11 protein-coding genes and 4 pseudogenes are annotated in these 15,413 nt (G+C 71.4%); 8 read left to right on the top strand and 7 right to left on the bottom strand.

The window, feature by feature from the left end; translation table 11 throughout:
* The first annotated feature begins 135 nt into the window (after positions 1–135).
* The 4 genes from ACIQ7Q_RS09520 to ACIQ7Q_RS09505 all read left to right on the top strand — a co-directional run bounded on the left by ACIQ7Q_RS09520 (position 136) and on the right by ACIQ7Q_RS09505 (position 5,946).
* Positions 136–1,215 (top strand): NADH:flavin oxidoreductase/NADH oxidase, encoded by a 1,080-nt coding sequence (locus tag ACIQ7Q_RS09520; RefSeq protein ID WP_403858327.1) that lies wholly within the window; start codon positions 136–138, stop codon positions 1,213–1,215.
* 191 nt (positions 1,216–1,406) lie between these two features.
* A complete protein-coding gene (locus ACIQ7Q_RS09515; RefSeq protein WP_403858325.1) occupies positions 1,407–2,492 on the top strand; it encodes a WD40/YVTN/BNR-like repeat-containing protein in 1,086 nt (361 codons plus the stop codon).
* Between the two features lie 210 nt (positions 2,493–2,702).
* The gene (locus tag ACIQ7Q_RS09510) at positions 2,703–3,944 is read left to right on the top strand and encodes a DUF2993 domain-containing protein (RefSeq protein WP_403858323.1); all 1,242 of its coding nucleotides are present in this window, start codon (positions 2,703–2,705) and stop codon (positions 3,942–3,944) included.
* Between the two features lie 769 nt (positions 3,945–4,713).
* Positions 4,714–5,946 (top strand): NAD(P)/FAD-dependent oxidoreductase, encoded by a 1,233-nt coding sequence (locus ACIQ7Q_RS09505; protein ID WP_403858321.1) that lies wholly within the window; start codon positions 4,714–4,716, stop codon positions 5,944–5,946.
* Between the two features lie 22 nt (positions 5,947–5,968).
* Here the strand turns inward: ACIQ7Q_RS09505 and ACIQ7Q_RS09500 are convergent.
* Both ACIQ7Q_RS09500 and ACIQ7Q_RS09495 read right to left on the bottom strand, forming a co-directional pair.
* A pseudogene (locus tag ACIQ7Q_RS09500) lies at positions 5,969–6,157 on the bottom strand (cytosine deaminase); the annotation flags it as partial.
* Positions 6,158–6,595: 438 nt separating this feature from the next.
* Positions 6,596–6,748 (bottom strand): annotated as a pseudogene (locus ACIQ7Q_RS09495) (GntR family transcriptional regulator); the annotation flags it as partial.
* Between the two features lie 302 nt (positions 6,749–7,050).
* Between ACIQ7Q_RS09495 and ACIQ7Q_RS09490 the strand changes: the two are divergent.
* A complete protein-coding gene (locus tag ACIQ7Q_RS09490; protein WP_403858319.1) occupies positions 7,051–7,731 on the top strand; it encodes a hypothetical protein in 681 nt (226 codons plus the stop codon).
* A gap of 95 nt (positions 7,732–7,826) precedes the next feature.
* Here ACIQ7Q_RS09490 and ACIQ7Q_RS09485 read toward each other — a convergent pair whose 3' ends face one another.
* Positions 7,827–8,201: a hypothetical protein gene (locus tag ACIQ7Q_RS09485; RefSeq protein ID WP_403858317.1), complete on the bottom strand. Its 375-nt coding sequence runs from the start codon at positions 8,199–8,201 to the stop codon at positions 7,827–7,829.
* A 359-nt stretch (positions 8,202–8,560) separates the two neighbouring features.
* Positions 8,561–9,238 carry a uracil-DNA glycosylase gene (locus ACIQ7Q_RS09480; protein ID WP_403858315.1) on the bottom strand — a complete coding sequence of 226 codons (678 nt, stop codon included), beginning with the start codon at positions 9,236–9,238 and terminating at the stop codon, positions 8,561–8,563.
* A 138-nt stretch (positions 9,239–9,376) separates the two neighbouring features.
* Here ACIQ7Q_RS09480 and ACIQ7Q_RS09475 point away from each other — a divergent pair, with 138 nt between their 5' ends.
* Together ACIQ7Q_RS09475 and ACIQ7Q_RS09470 are read left to right on the top strand one after the other, a co-directional pair.
* A complete protein-coding gene (locus ACIQ7Q_RS09475; protein WP_403858313.1) occupies positions 9,377–10,357 on the top strand; it encodes an N-acetylglucosamine kinase in 981 nt (326 codons plus the stop codon).
* Positions 10,358–10,454: 97 nt separating this feature from the next.
* Complete coding sequence (locus ACIQ7Q_RS09470) at positions 10,455–11,375, top strand: sirohydrochlorin chelatase (RefSeq protein ID WP_403858311.1); 921 nt, start codon at positions 10,455–10,457, stop codon at positions 11,373–11,375.
* A gap of 167 nt (positions 11,376–11,542) precedes the next feature.
* On the opposite strand, the gene ACIQ7Q_RS09465 is transcribed toward ACIQ7Q_RS09470, so the two are convergent.
* The 3 genes and pseudogenes from ACIQ7Q_RS09465 to ACIQ7Q_RS09455 all read right to left on the bottom strand — a co-directional run.
* Positions 11,543–12,592 (bottom strand): lactonase family protein, encoded by a 1,050-nt coding sequence (locus ACIQ7Q_RS09465; protein WP_403858309.1) that lies wholly within the window; start codon positions 12,590–12,592, stop codon positions 11,543–11,545.
* Between the two features lie 111 nt (positions 12,593–12,703).
* Positions 12,704–14,221: an FUSC family protein gene (locus ACIQ7Q_RS09460; RefSeq protein ID WP_403858307.1), complete on the bottom strand. Its 1,518-nt coding sequence runs from the start codon at positions 14,219–14,221 to the stop codon at positions 12,704–12,706.
* Positions 14,222–14,527: 306 nt separating this feature from the next.
* Positions 14,528–14,820: pseudogene (locus ACIQ7Q_RS09455) on the bottom strand (LamG-like jellyroll fold domain-containing protein); the annotation flags it as partial.
* On the opposite strand from ACIQ7Q_RS09455, the pseudogene ACIQ7Q_RS09450 reads away from it, so the two are divergent.
* Positions 14,800–15,344, top strand: a pseudogene (locus ACIQ7Q_RS09450) (galactose-1-epimerase); the annotation flags it as partial. The pseudogenes ACIQ7Q_RS09455 and ACIQ7Q_RS09450 sit on opposite strands and share 21 nt — an antisense overlap.
* Positions 15,345–15,413: the final 69 nt, after the last annotated feature.

Genomic DNA, 15,413 nt, shown 5'->3' with positions numbered 1-15,413 from the left:
CGTAACGTCGTGGTTCGATACATCTCGTAGTTCGACGCGTACCGTAGTTCGATGTACTTCGTAGTTTGACAAACTCCGTACTACGACGGCTATCGTACGAGCACTACACCGGCCCCGCCCCGAATGGAGTCCGCCGTGAGCGCGTTGTTCGAGCCCTACACCCTGCGGTCACTGACCGTCCCCAACCGCGTCTGGATGGCGCCGATGTGCCAGTACAGCGCGGAGGTCTTCGGTCCGAACGCGGGCGTCGTGCGCGACTGGCACTTCGCCCACTACGCCGCCCGTGCCGCGGGCGGCACGGGCCTGATCCTCGTCGAGGCGACGGCAGTGAGCCCGGAGGGTCGCATCAGCCCCGCCGACCTCGGCATCTGGAACGACACCCAGGTCCAGGCGTTCCGCCGCATCACCGCGTTCCTCGGGAGCCAGGGCACGGTTCCCGGCATCCAGCTCGCCCACGCAGGCCGCAAGGCATCGACCGACCGCCCCTGGAAGGGCGGTGCACCTGTCGGGCCCGAGGAGCACGGCTGGCAGCCGCTCGCACCCAGCGCCATCGCCTTCGACGAGGGGCATCCCGTGCCCGACGAACTCACGAGCACCGAGATCGCGGAGATTGTCGGGCAGTTCGCGGACGCGGCCCGCCGCGCCCTGGACGCCGGTTTCCGGGTCGCGGAGATCCACGGCGCCCACGGCTATCTGATCGGGGAGTTCCTCTCCCCGCACAGCAACCACCGCACCGACGAGTACGGCGGATCGTTCGAGAACCGTGTCCGCTTCGCACTCGAAGTCGTCGACGCGGTGCGTGCCGTATGGCCCGAGGAGCTGCCGTTGTTCTTCCGTATCTCCGCCACCGACTGGCTCGAGGGGAGCGGCTGGACACCGGACGACACCGTCCGCTTCGCGACACTCCTCAAGGCGCACGGGGTCGACCTGCTCGACGTCTCCAGCGGCGGCAACGCCGTCCGGGTCCATATTCCGACCGGCCCCGGCTACCAGGTGCCGTTCGCGGCGCGGGTGAAGGCGGAGACGGACCTGCCGGTCGCCGCCGTCGGGATGATCACCGATGCGCAGCAGGCGGAGAAGATCCTGGCGAACGGCGAGGCCGATGCCGTACTGCTCGGGCGAGAGCTGCTGCGCAACCCCTTCTGGGCCCGGCACGCTGCGCGCGCACTCGGCGGCGAGGTCCATGTCCCACCGCAGTACCACCGCTCCGTCTGAGGAGAACCGACGGGCGCCGCCGCGCGGCGACGACGTCGCGCCGACGAGTTCGCCGATGAGTTTCGGCCCGGCAGGCGGTCTGTACTTGCATTGCCGGGTCGACCTGCGCGAAGCGTCCTACCGGCCACTGTCAGTGGTCGGGTGCAGACTGGCCCATAACCGAGACAAAGGCGTCCTGGAGGTATCGGGCCATGACCGATGTTCTGCTGACCGTAGGCACGCGCAAGGGACTCTTCATCGGCCGCAGGAGCGGCGGCACATGGGAGTTCAACGGCCCGCACTTCAACGCGCAGGCGGTGTACTCGATCGGGATCGACACCCGCCGCACTGTCCCCCGGCTGCTGGTCGGCGGCGACAGCGCGCACTGGGGCCCGTCCGTCTTCCACTCCGACGATCTGGGCGCGACCTGGATCGAGCCGGAGAAGCCGGCGGTCAAGTTCCCGAAGGACACCGGAGCGTCTCTGGAGCGGGTCTGGCAGCTGCACCCGGCCTCCTCGGGGGACCAAGAGGTGGTCTACGCGGGCACGGAGCCCGCCGCGCTCTTCCGCTCGGAGGACGGCGGCAGCACCTTCGAGCTGGTCCGGCCCCTGTGGGAGCACCCGACCCGCTCGCAGTGGGTGCCGGGCGGCGGCGGTGAAGCGGTTCACACAGTGATCACCGACCCGCGCGATCCGGAGGCGGTGACGGTGGCCGTCTCCACGGCCGGGGTGTTCCGCTCCCGCGACGGAGGGCGGAGCTGGACACCGTCCAACCAGGGTGTGTCCGCGGTCTTCCTGCCCGATCCGAATCCGGAGTTCGGCCAGTGCGTCCACAAGATCGCGCAGGACGCCGTCGATCCGGACCGGCTGTATCTGCAGAACCACTGGGGCGTGTTCCGCAGTGACGACGCGGGAGCGAAGTGGACCGACATCGGGACGGGGCTGCCGTCCGACTTCGGCTTCGCCATGGCCGCCCACCCCCACCGGGCGAACACGGCGTACGTCTTCCCGATCACGGCCGACGCGGACCGCGTCCCGGCGGGGCGCCGCTGCCGCGTCTATCGCACGAGTGACGCGGGCGACACCTGGGACGAGCTGTCGGCGGGCCTCCCCGAGGGCGAGCACTTCGGCACGGTGCTCCGGGACGCCCTGTGCACGGACGACGCGGACCCGGCCGGCGTCTACTTCGGCAACCGCAACGGCGAGGTGTACGCGAGCGCGGACGACGGCGACACCTGGCAGCTGCTCGCCTCGCATCTGCCGGATGTGCTGTGCGTGCGGGCGGCCGTCATGCGGTGACGCGTCTGTTCTCTCAGGTCCAGCGGCCGTTGGAGTACCGCCCGTGATTCATCAGGGGCGGGACACGGCACAGGGTTCGGAACAACGACGGTGGAGGGTGCCTCACATCGAGACGCAGCACGGCGCATCGACTCCGCAAGCCACTGGCCCAACGCGCGCCCCGTCGACCCGATTTGCGGTGGACCATGGTCGTCGTGATGGGATGTGCCGATGCGACCCCCCACACGCATATCGACTCATTCATACAATCCGTACGAGGAACTGGCCCAACTCGCAGATCCAGAACCGGATTCCATCCTTCCACCGGGGCGCCCGCCTCGGCTACCCCCAGTCCGGGCCATCCCGTCGGATGACGAGCCAGAGCACTGGGCTCCGCCCAATCACCGGGGCAAAAGCCGTCTGGCGGCCGTCCCCATCACCCTCAAGTTCATCGTCGCCGTCGTCGTCGCCGGTACTCTCTTCGTCCTCTGCGACCGCCTCGCCCTGATCTACGCGGAGGAGAAGGCCGAAGAAGGGATACAGGACTCCCTCGGCCTCGCCGCCCAGCCCGACGTCGACATCAATGGATTCCCTTTCCTGACGCAACTGGCCCGCAACCGGGTCGACCATGCCGACCTCGACCTGCCGGACCTGCCCGCCGACAAGGTCTCCATCGCCGAAGTGCATATAGCCGCCAGGGACATCCGCCTGGTCGGTGACCTCCCGACCTCGGTGCAAGGTGCCTTCGTCGCACGCATGCAGGGCGATGTTCTGCTGTCCTTCGACGACCTCAACCGGGAACTGGGCGCCTCGCGCCTCGAGTTCACCAGTTCCGGACCGGATGCGGTTCACATCGCCGGATCGCTGCCTGTCGCCGGCCGCACGGTAACCGTGGCGGCACAGGCACGCGTCGGCAAAAATGGTGACCGCGCGGTGTCCACCACGCTCGAGAACATACGGCTCGATGTCCCGCGCCTGTTCACCTACAGGCCCGGCAAGGATCCCGATCACGCCGGCCTGCGCCTGCATCCCGAAGCAGCCGGCCGGATCAGCCGCGAAACAGCCCGCATCAAAGCGCTGTTCAACCTGCCTGCGGTCGTGGAGCGCCTCGGCATCCCCCAGTCCCATATGGACCGAGCCCTGCGAAGCGAGAAGGAGCTCCATCGGCTCACGGGCTCACCCCGGTTCCTCCAGAGCCTGACGAAGGTCAACCTGATCGACCTTGTCGTCGACCACCCCGTGATCCTGGAGACGGTCGGCATCGACCCGGACCTCGTCGGAGCGCTGTTGCAGCTGCGCCTGCCGGAACTGGCCGACCGGTTCTCTCTGTCCGTCGCACTGCCGAAGACGGTGCCGGGAGACGTACGCCTGCGCGACATCGTCGTGGAACGTGACGGTGTCCGCGTGGATCTCACCGGCAGCGGTTTGAGCTTGGGCGCAGCGCTCAGCCCGGAGCGACCCAGGACGCGATAAGGACGCGCAGCCCCTGCCGCCGGTTCGTCCAACCGGTGGCAGGGACGTCTGTCGTGTCGCGACCGGCTTCCTTCAAGGGGAGAACACCGACGCGCTGCTGAAGCAAACAAGGGCACACTGCGTTCGCGGGTGACGCTCCGGACTGGATGGTCGACCAGCCGGTGGGGCACATCGACGCGACGCGAAAGTTCTACCTCGAGGCGCCGGCCGCCGGTGACGCGGTGACCAAGCGCGTGTACGGCTGACCATCCGAGAGCCGCAGCCCGGCGAGCCGCCTCAGGGGGCCGTGACGGCCACGGCCGCCAGGCCGGTCACGATCAGAGCAGCGGCGATCGTGGTGCCCAGCACCTGCACCCACCAGGCCCGCACCGGCACCGCAGGCTTGGTCCTCGGTCGACTGAAAAGGTCCTCGCACAGGACGCAGCCGCCACCAAAATCGTTTTTCCTTCCATCCATATCCGCTTCAACGGACGGCACGCAGCCGAGGCAACTCACCACCGTGTGACCGCAATCAGATCGTCACCTGGAGACTCCTGGAGGCCCCCGGCAGGCGCCAGGGTCGGCGAGTCGACGTGAAGCGGCCTTCCGTCCGTGATACGTCCGCCGGCCTGCGGCCCGGACACCGATCCGCAGACACACCGAGGAAGCCACCAACCGCCTCCAACGCAGCACCATCAAGGACCATGGCCTGGCCAGGTACGGCGACGGCAGGGCCGGCTCGCCGAGCGGAAGCCATTGCCTGGCGAGCCAACGCGGCAGAGGAGAGAGCATGACCGCCAGCGGATCATTCGTGATCGTCGGAGCCGGCCTGGCCGGTGCGAAGGCTGCGCAGACGCTCCGCGAAGAGGGCTTCGACGGCGACGTCGTTCTCCTCGGAGAGGAGAACGAGCACCCCTACGAACGCCCGCCGCTCTCCAAGGGCTACCTGATGGGCAAGGACGGACGCGACGTCGTCTACGTCCACCCCCGCGAGTGGTACGGCGAGCATGATGTCGACCTGCGCCTCGGCACCACCGTCACCGCGATCGACCCCGCAGGACACGAGGTGGCTCTGGCCGACGGCAGCCGCATCGGCTACACGAAGCTGATGCTGACGACCGGCTCCTCACCGCGCCGACTGCCCGTGCCCGGAGACGACCTCGACGGAGTCCTCTACCTCCGCCGCCTCGCCGACAGCGACCGCATCAAGGAGACCTTCGCGTCCGCGTCCCGCGTCGCGGTGATCGGGGCCGGCTGGATCGGCCTGGAGACGGCAGCCGCCGCCCGCGCGGCCGGTCTCGAGGTCACGGTCGTGGAGATGGCGGAACTCCCCCTGCTGCGCGTGCTGGGCCGCGAGGTTTCCCAGATCTTCGCCGACCTCCACACCGATCACGGGGTCGACCTGCGCTTCGGCGTTCAGGTCGCCGAGATCACCGGAGTCGACGGCCGGGCGAGCGGCGTACTCCTGTCCGACGGCAGCCGCATCGACGCCGATGCGGTCGTCGTCGGCGTCGGCATCACCCCCAACACCCAGCTGGCCGACGCTGCCGGCCTCGACGTCGACAACGGCATCCGCGTCGACGCCCAGCTGCGCACCTCGCACCCGGACATCTTCGCCGCCGGGGACGTCGCCAACGCCCTCCATCCGCTGCTCGGCAAGCACATCCGTGTCGAGCACTGGGCCAACGCCCTCAACCAGCCCCAGGCGGCCGCCAAAGCGATGCTCGGCCAGGACGTGACGTACGACCGGGCGCCGTACTTCTTCACCGACCAGTACGACCTGGGCATGGAATACACCGGATACGTCGAACCCGGCGGCTACGACCAGGTCGTCTTCCGCGGCCGGACGGACACCCGAGAGTTCATCGCCTTCTGGCTCGCCGAGGGTCGGGTGCTGGCCGGGATGAACGTCAACGTCTGGGACGTCACCGACGCGGTCCGCGCCCTCGTGACCTCCGAGCGACCGGTCGACCCGACGAGGCTCGCCGATTCCGACGTACCTCTGGGTGACCTCCTCGGCTGAGCGGCCTCCTCGCGCCAGGACCTCACGGTCCTGACACCCCCGGGCCCACGAGCTCCCCATCTCGCGCCACGACGCGTCCACCGTGGACGACCATGTCGCGTCGCGGCATGTCCACCACGGTCTGCGGCAGGCACTCACCGCGCACGAGGACGAAGTCGGCAGGGGCACCGGGGGCGAAGTCCGCGTGGGCGAGCCCGAGGATGTCCGCGCCGAGCTGTTCGTGTGAGTACACCTGCGTCAGCGTGCCCTGGTCGGGCAGCCCCGCACGCTCGTTGACGCGGGTCTTGATGACGTCGGCGCCGCGCGCGAGGTTCACTTCGACAACCCGGCGCAACGCCTCCGCCGAACGTACGCCGTCCCGCAGACGGACGAGCGGCCTGAGCGCCGGATCGGCCAGTACCGTGTCGCCGAGTGCGGCGTGACGAAGACGCCCGCGGCCCGCAACCGGGGCGCCTGCGCGGGAGTGTGCCGGGCCAGTTCCCGTACGGCGATGTCCTGGTAGAAGGTCGTCGATCCGCTGCGCGCGCTGGTCGCGCCCCCCAGGACCGCGTCGCGGGCTTCGGCGGCGGTACTCAGGTGGATGTGTGCGTCGTCCAGCCCGGGCAGGATCCACCGGCCGTGGGTGTCGAGGATTTCGTCCCCCCGGGGGCGCGACTTCGCGCTCGACCAGGCGGGAGCCCTGCGGGTAACGCCGGTCGACGATGCGCTGCCGGACGGCCTCACGCGCCTGCGCGCTGAGCGAGGCGGAGGGACGCGAACCGCCGTCCGCGCCACTCGAAACGCTCTTCCTGCTCTCCGCCACCTGTACGGCCCTCCGCTCGACATGCCCCGGGGAGAATATGTCCCGTACGGCATGGCTCCGTCCGAGCCGTCCCTTCGCCAACTCACAACATTCCCGAGGGTCGCTGCATGCCGAGCTCGTCGCAACGATACGGGCCGGCTCAGCAAGATCTCACATCGACAGCTGCTGCACACGGCGTCCTGCCACAAACCAACCGACGGCGGTCACATCACGGGCTCCATGCCACAAATCAAACGCATCGGCCGTACCCTGCATCACAACAAACAATGCCCCTTGCCCAACCCACCCCCAGGGAGCCCACCATGACCAGCGCCAGCAGCCTCGCCGACACGACCACCATGCTCCAGGCCGAACTGCCCCAACTGGAAGCACACCAGCAGGCGCTGCAGAAGGAACTGGCACAGGTGACCGAGCGGTTGGAGTCCGTGCGCGGCGCTCTGACCGCGCTGAACGCACTGGCAGGCACCACGCTCCCGCAGCCCCGCGCCGAAGCCGCGGCGCCGACCGTTGAGGAGGCACCCGCCGAAGCGGTCGCCGATGCCGCACCCGAACCGGCCCCGGCTGCGGAGGCACCGCAGGCAGCCGAAGTCACGGTGCCCGCACAGAAGAAGTCGGCGGCCCCGCGCCCCTCCACAACACGCAAGGCGGCTGCTGCCCCGCGCAAGCCCGCCCCGAAGGCGGCAGAGACGCGCCGTCCGAAGAAGAAGGCCACCGCCATCGAGGCGGTCAAGGCCAAGACGGCCAAGGCCCCTGCTGCCGCCGCGACCTCGGTCCAGGACGCCGGCGGTCTCACCGAGCAGGTGATCGCCGTCCTGACCGGCAGCGCCGACACCCCGCTGCGTGCCCGCGACGTCGCTGAGGCCCTCGGCCGTGACAACAGCGCGGGCGCCATCAACACCGTCCGCAGCACCCTTGACCGTCTGGTCGCCACATCCCGCGCCCACCGCGCAGGCCGCGGTCTCTACCAGGCCCCTGCCAACTGACACCTGACACACTGCCGTTCGACCGGGGCGTGACTGCCGCCCCGGCCGGTCGGCCACTGCCGCACGACAAAAGCCGGCAGGCCGCGACACCCCCGTCAGCCGTGGCCGTGGCCGTGACCGCGACGGCGGCGTGCGAGGAGGAACGCCCCCGCGCAGGCAGCAAGGCCGGTCATCGCGCTGCCGGCGGCGATCTCGCCCCCGCTCGGCGTCTGGGAACCACCGACACCACCCTGCGCGGCGGCGCCCCTGAGAACGGTGAAGGTGGCATTCGCGCTGCGTCCGCCGCATTGCACGCTCAGGGTGGCGGCACCGACGGTGGCGGTGTTGTACACCCGCGCCGTTGCCGATGTCCGCGCTCCGGCAGGCAGTGTCACAGTGGGGAAGGCGGCCGATCTCACCGTGCCGCCGCTGGTGCAGCCCGACACGGAGACCGACACTGTCGCACCCTGGTGCACCTGCGACGGACTCACTCTCACATCCCTCGGCCCGCTCGCTGTCGGACCGTCCGCCCACGCGAGCGCAGAGGGTGAAAGCAGCAGAACGGCAGCTGCTCCGGCCAGGCCTGTACAAGTTCGTGAAACACGCATGGCGCTCCTCATCGGGAGGCATCTCCGGCACGGCGCCAAAGATTCGTCGGCATCCGCCTCCCGTACACAACAGTCGGCACGATCGCCCGCAACGGCACGCCCACTTCACCCCCGCCGGAGACCGTCGGAAGGAGAAAGCGCAGGTGGCGGTGGGGAACCGGTCAACAGATCCCGTGACGGCCGGTTAGTGCGGACGGCCCCGTCGGATCCGCCGGGACGCCTGCGGGCATGCGTCCTTGTTCCTACGGCAGCTGCCAGTCCACCGTCTGTGCTCCCTGCCGGACGAGGAACTCGTTGGTGCGGCTGAAGGGCCGGGAGCCGAAGAAGCCGCGGTCCGCGGACATGGGCGATGGATGTGCCGACTCGATGGCAGGGAGATCGCCGAGCAGCGGGCGCAGATTGCGTGCGTCCCGCCCCCACAGCACGGACACCAGCGGCTTGCCACGTCCGGCCAGAGCCCGGATGGCCTGCTCGGTCACTTCCTCCCAGCCCTTGCCCCGGTGGGCGCCGGGCTTGCTGGGTGCCGTGGTCAACGCACGGTTGAGCAACAGCACGCCCTGGCGGGTCCAGGGCGTCAGGTCTCCGTTGGAAGGGCGCGGCAGGCCGAGGTCCGTGTGAAGCTCCCGGAAGATGTTCTCCAGGCTGCCGGGCAGACGCCGGACTTCGGGCGCCACGGCGAAACTGTGGCCGATGGCCATTCCCGGGGTGGGGTAGGGGTCCTGACCGACGATCAGGACGCGGACCTCGTCGAAGGGCTGCTGAAAGGCACGCAGTACATGCTGCCCTGCCGGGAGGTAGGTGCGACCTGCTGCGATCTCCGCTCGCAGGAAGTCCCCCATCGCCGCGATACGCCCCGCCACAGGACGCAACGCCTCGGCCCAGCCGGGCTCCACCAGTTCACTCAACGGTCGTGCTGCCACAGCACGTCACCCTACCGGCCCACACACACCCGGTCGGACACGCAGGTCCCATACGGCCGAGGCCGGCGATAGGCTCTCTGCCGTCGTCATCCCTCTTCTTCCTGGAGTAGGCAAGTGAGGTCGCCCGGGCGGTCGCCCATGAGCCTGGTCCTCGGCGTGGACTCGGGCGGCTCCGGGCTGCGTGCCGCTCTCGCCCCCGCCGCGGAGCTCCAGCACGCCGAGACCGCCGCCTCCCGGGAACCGGTGCGCACCGGCGGCGAGGGGATCGACGCCGGGCACATGTTCGACCAGTTGGTGCCGATGGCGCGGGCGCTGCTGGAGCGGGCCGGCGGCGGCGCGTTGTCGGCCGTGGTCGTCGGAGCGGCGGGAATGGGGACGTTGGGCGGCCGGCTGCGTGCCGAGCTGCCCGGGGCGCTGGAGAGCGCGCTCGGCGTACGACGGGTGGGCCTCGCCGCGGACGCGGTCACCGCTTACGCCGGAGCCCTCGACGGGCGGCCCGGGGCCGTGGTGGCCGCCGGCACCGGAATGATCGCGCTGGGCACGGACCTGACCGCCTGGCGCCGCGCCGACGGGTGGGGGCATCTGCTCGGCGACTGCGGCAGCGGGGCGTGGATCGGCAGAGCCGGCCTCGAGGCCGCGCTGCGCGCGTACGACGGGCGGCGCGGCGGCTCGGCATCACTCCTGGAACGTATGGAGTCGGTCCTCGGCCCGGCCGGGGAGGTGCCAGGACTGCTCTACCCCCGGACCGACAGGCCGGCGGTACTCGCCTCGTTCGCCCCGGAGGTCGCCCGGTGCGCGCAGGGCGACCCGGTGGCCGCCGGCATCCTCGAGCAGGCCGCGCGGCACATCGCCGAATCGGCCGCGGCGGTGTGCCCGCTGCCCGGCGAAGTGCCGGGCGACTGCGAAGTGGCCTTCACCGGCGGGCTGTTGAAGCTCGGCGAGCCGCTTCTCACCCCGCTGCGCGCCGAGTTGGCCGAGCAGCTGCCGCACGCCCGCCAGGTGACCGCGGACGGTGATCCGCTCTTCGGGGCCCTGCGGCTGGCGGGAGCCCTCGCGGAGGACGCGCTGCGTCTGCCGACCCATCCGACCCTGCTGCATGTTCCCGACGGAAGGGGGTGAGACGTTCACAGAGTCAAGCGGATAAATATGGACAGATGACGCGCGACCGCCCCCTCCCCGAACAGCCGCGCCCCCAAAACCAGTAGCATGCGGCGCCATGAGCTCCTCCACCGGGCCTGCACCCGGCCTGCCTGTACGAATGCCGCGACCCCGCCAGTCCGGGCGACACCGTCGCCCGGAGCCCGTGGCGGCTCCCGAGGGCGCGCCCGCCCTCGTGCTTGCTGTGCCCGGCGCCCCGACGCCCACGACGCGCAGCCTTGCCGAAGAGGTCATAAGCATCGCCCGGTCCGAGCTGCCCGGCCTCGAGGTGGGCATCGGTTACCTCGACGGCGACGGCGCCGAGTACCCGACGCTGGAGACCGTGCTCGCGCACACCGCCGGCCGGCGGAACGAGCGGTACGAGATCGCGAAGGCCGCCGGCCGTGACGTCGCGGAGCCGGAGGGTCCCGCCGCCGTCGTGGTGCCGCTGCTGGCCGGCCCGGACAACGCACTGATGCGCCGCATCCGGCAGGCGGTCATGGACAGCCGCGCCGCCGCCGAGCTGACCGACGTCCTCGGCCCGCACCCGCTGCTCGCCGAGGCCGTGCACGTCCGCCTCTCCGAGGCCGGTCTCGCCCGCGCCGACCGCGCGAGGCTGTTCACCGTTGCCACCGCGGCCGACGGCATCATCCTCGCCACCGTCGGCGGCGAGGAGGCCGTTCAGGCCGCGGGGATCACCGGCATGCTGCTCGCCGCGCGCCTGGCCGTGCCCGTGATGGCCGCCGCGATCGACGAGCCGGGATCCGTCGCTGCCATCGCCGAGCAGCTGAGGGGCTCCGGCTCGGTGCAGCTGGCGCTCGCACCGTACCTGGTCGGACCCGAGCTGCCGGCCGGCCTGCTCGACGCCGCCGCGAAGGAGGCCGGCTGTGCCGCGGCCGAGGCGCTCGGCGCGTACCCGGCCATCGGCAAGCTGGTGCTGTCGCAGTACACGACCGCGCTGGGCATCGCGCCCCAGTCGCAGGGGGCGCAGCCCCGCTGACGTGCCGGGACGGCTGTCGCGGCCGGGCAGGAGCATCGACACGCAGGGCCCGTAGCGGGTGACGAGAGTCCCCGGTACGGGCCCTGCGTGCCGTCTCCACGGCGCCCGGCCCGCGTGCCGTGGCACGGCATCCGCCCGCGGTCCGGGCTGTCCGCGGCTCCGGATCGTCAGGCGAAGACGATGCAGGACGCCGCGGCGACGCTCAGCGAGCCCGTTCGCCGCGGTATCCCGGTGGCCTGGTCGACGGCGAACCAGGTCACGTCGCCGGAGCGCTCGTTCGCCGCGTAGAGACGGCGGCCCGTCGGGTCCAGTGCCAGGTCGCGCGGCCAGTGACCGCCGCAGGGGACCGTGGTGACCAGCTGCGCCCGCTCCCCCGTCTCGTCCAGGTCCAGCACGGCGATGCTGTCGTGGCCGCGGACCGCGGCCCAGATCCGGCGGCCGTCGGGCGAGACGACCGGCGCGGAGGGGTAGGCGGGGCCGGTCGTACCGGCCGGCAGCACGGCGGTCTCGCCGACCGTTTCGAGGATCCCGGCCGCCGCGTCCCAGCGGCAGACGGTCACCGTGGGCTCGAGTTCGCCGAGCACGTAGGCGTGGCGTCCGGCCGGGTGGAAGGCGAGGTGCCGCGGTCCGGTTCCCGGGCGCAGCGCGGTCTCACCGTGGAGCACCAGCGCGTCCGCCGCGGTGTCGAGCGCGCAGATCCGTACGGAGTCGGTGCCGAGGTCGACGCTGAGCACCCAGCGGCCGGACGGGTCGGGCAGCACCTGGTGGGCATGGGGCGTGTCCTGGCGGTCCCTGACGGGGCCGCTGCCCTCGTGCCGCATGACGCCTCCGACGGGCCCGGGGGCGCCGTCGGTGCCGATGGGCAGGACGCTGACGCTGCCGGAGCCGTAGTTGGCGGTGAGCAGGTGCCCCTGGGAGACCGCGAGGTGTGTCGGGCCCACACCGCCGACGGGCATCGGCTCGCCGATCGGGCGCGGGGCGGCCCCGGTCACGTCGAACGCCGCCACTGCACCGTCCGCCGTTTCGGAGACCGCGTAGAGGGCGGTGCCGGCTGTCGTGGTCACCGCCGCGAGGTACGAGGGGTCGGGGACGGCGTCGCTCGCCCCGGTCTCGGCCAAGGCTCCGGTCCCGGGGTCCACGGCGGCGGCGACGATCCCCCGCCCGCCCGCCGAGGTGAACGATCCGATGAGGGCCCGCCCCGGGCTCTGGTCGGCCACTGCGTTGTCCCCTCTTCAGCCTGCACGGTTCTTCAACCTGCACGGTCCACGCCGGACGGTAGCAGCTGGTCCATACCAATCGAGGAAGCCGGGCTCGTCGGCGGCCGCCCGTCAGGAGCCGGCGAGCGAGGACCGGGGAGAGCTGCGCAGGGGCACGGCGAGGTCGGCGAGCGCACGTTCCAGGCTGTGCAGGTGGTTCAGCGCGGCTTCGGCACCCGGGCGCACCCGTGCGCTGCCGGCGCCGACGTCGGGGGCGAGTGCCGGGAGCGGGCCGCGGGACCCGACCAGTGCGACGAGTGCGGCCTCGACGCGCCGGCAGGCGTCGGACAGGCGTGCGTCGTGGGAGGCGTCCGGGTCGGCCGCGACGGCGGCCAGGCCCCGTACCTCCCGCGCGCAGTCGTCCAGCAGCGCGAGAACCCGCCGGGCACGGACCTTGCGGGCCCGCAGCGGGCTGAGCGGGTGCACGAGCGGGGCCAGGGAGAGCCGGGCACGGCCGAGCAGGGCCTCGAGCTCGGCAGCGAGCGGGGCCGGGTCCGCGTCCGGGTCGCCCGCGATACGGCGGGCCGCGGCGGTGGTGCAGCCGTGTACGCAGTGGAGGGCGCGCTCGACCCAGGCGTTCGTCGTGGCGTGGGTCGTGACAGGCAGTACGAAGGTCACGGCCAGCACGGCGCCGAGCGCACCGACGCCTGTCTCGACCAGACGCAGCGCGAGCAGGGCCGGGCTCAGCACGCCGAGGAGCCCGTAGAGCAGGCCCACCATCACCGTCACGGCGAGCATCATCCAGGTGTACGAGACTGCGGCGGTGTAGAAGATCCCGAAGACGCAGACCGCGACGACGGCGGCGGTGGGGACCGGCTCGCCGTGCAGGGGCACCACCACGACGAAACTCACCGCGATGCCCGCGAGGGTTCCGAGGACCCGTCGGAAGCCGCGGACCAGGGTCTCACCGCGCGACGCGGTGTTGACGAAGATCCACCACGTGGCGCCCACGGCCCAGTACCAGCGGTCCCCGGAGACGAGCTGGCCGACGACCAGGGCGAACGCGCCGCCCGCGGCGACCTGCACGGCCTGCCGGGTGGTGGTGCGGGCCACACCCCGGCCGCCGGAGAGGGCGGGCACGACGATCGGCGCGGCGTTCTTCTCGTAGCACCAGACACCGAAGCGGACGAGCGACGAGGCGGTCACCGCGAGGAGGACCGCGGAGTACAGCTCCGGCAGCTGCCCGGGGACGGTGTGGAGGAACTGCGTGACGAAGAACGTCATGAACGCGAAGACGCCCAGTGAGTGACCGCGCGGGCCCCAGCGCCTGACGTACACCCCCGCGGCCGCTACGGTGAGGAAGACGATGTCGCGCAGCGCTGCGTGGTCGTGCAGCAACGCCGCCGCTGCGAGTACGGGAAGGCCGACGGCGGGCAGCATGGCGGTGGTGATCATCTGGCTGCGGACCGTCGAGTCGGTGACGGTGAAGAGGGCGAGGAGCGCGGCGAGGCCGCCGACGACGACCGCGTTGAGCGTGTGGCCCGTGAGACCGCACACCGCCACGGCCAGGCCGGTGCCGAGGACGGCCCGGACGGCACTGCGCAGTCGCAGCCGCCCCGGATCCGGAGCCACGAACATCCTCTTCAGCACTGCATCCCGCCCCTGGTTCGACGTCGGCATGAAAAAGGCGCCGCGGAGTCCGCAGCGCCATTGATGCCCCTATGACACCATCCGGGGGCCCGGTGGCTCAACCGGCTCTCGCTCAACTGTGCCATTGGCACTCCGGGAGCACCGGCCACCCGGTGGTGAAGCATGCCAATGGACCACGCCCAGGGGTGCCGGCCGGTCCGGCCGGATCCGGAAGCGGGAGAGGGACGCACGATCCCCGGCGGACGCGAGATCCCCGGCGAGAGGGATGTGGACCGTCACCGGGGATCTCGGGTGGTGCCGATGCGGCTATGGCGTCGTCTCGGCGTGGAGGGCGCTCACCTCCCCGGCGGTGAGCGCCTTGTCGTAGGCCTTCACCTCGTCGACCCGGCCGTGCCAGAAGTCGACGTTGCCACCGCCCCACTTCGCGCGGCCGACCGACGGGGGCCGGTGCAGACGTCGGCCGGGCCGGCGGCGGCGGTCGCCGCCGGCTTGCCGTCGAGATACAGCTTGATGTCGTCGCTCGCGCTGTCCCGCGCACCTACAAGGTGGTACCAGCGGCCCGGTTCCGCCGTGGTCTCCACGCGGGCTTCAACCTGGCCGGTACGGGCGACGTGCTGGGGCACACCCTGCAGGTCGACGCCCCCGCCTATCTGCCGGTCCGCATGGACGGCATCCCCGACGGCCGGGCCGTCGGGGATGCCGTCCATGCGGACACGGCCTTCGACCTGATGTCACCTCAGCTCCTCGGCGACCGGATGCTGATGGCGGACGACCAGCTCCGGCAGGCCGGCGGTTTCGACCACTGCTGGGTTCTTGCCGAGGCCGCCGCCGACGCCGGCCCCGGGACACTGCGGCGCGCCGCCCGGCTCACCGCTCCGGGCGCCGCTCGCGTCATGGAGGTGTGGACCACGGAACCGGGCCTGCAGGTGTACACGGCCAACCAGCTCGACGGCTCCCTCATGGACGGCACCGGCCGCTGCCTGGAGCGCCGCAGCGCGGCCTGCCTGGAGACACAGCACTTCCCCGACGCCCCCAACCGCCGCGACTACCGAGCACCGTGCTGCGCCCCGGGTCGGCGTTCCACAGCCACACGGACTTCCGTTTCCCTCGCCCGGCCGCGTAGGGAGTGCCCACGGAGGGCCGGCCCGAACTCGACGCGATCAGCGCGCGCAGCCCGGTTCCCGACACGACC

It is taken from the genome of Streptomyces sp. NPDC096176 (assembly GCF_044763255.1).
GTDB lineage: Bacteria > Actinomycetota > Actinomycetes > Streptomycetales > Streptomycetaceae > Streptomyces.
Note: the sequence above shows the minus strand (reverse complement) of the source record. Positions and strands in the feature narration are given on the sequence as shown.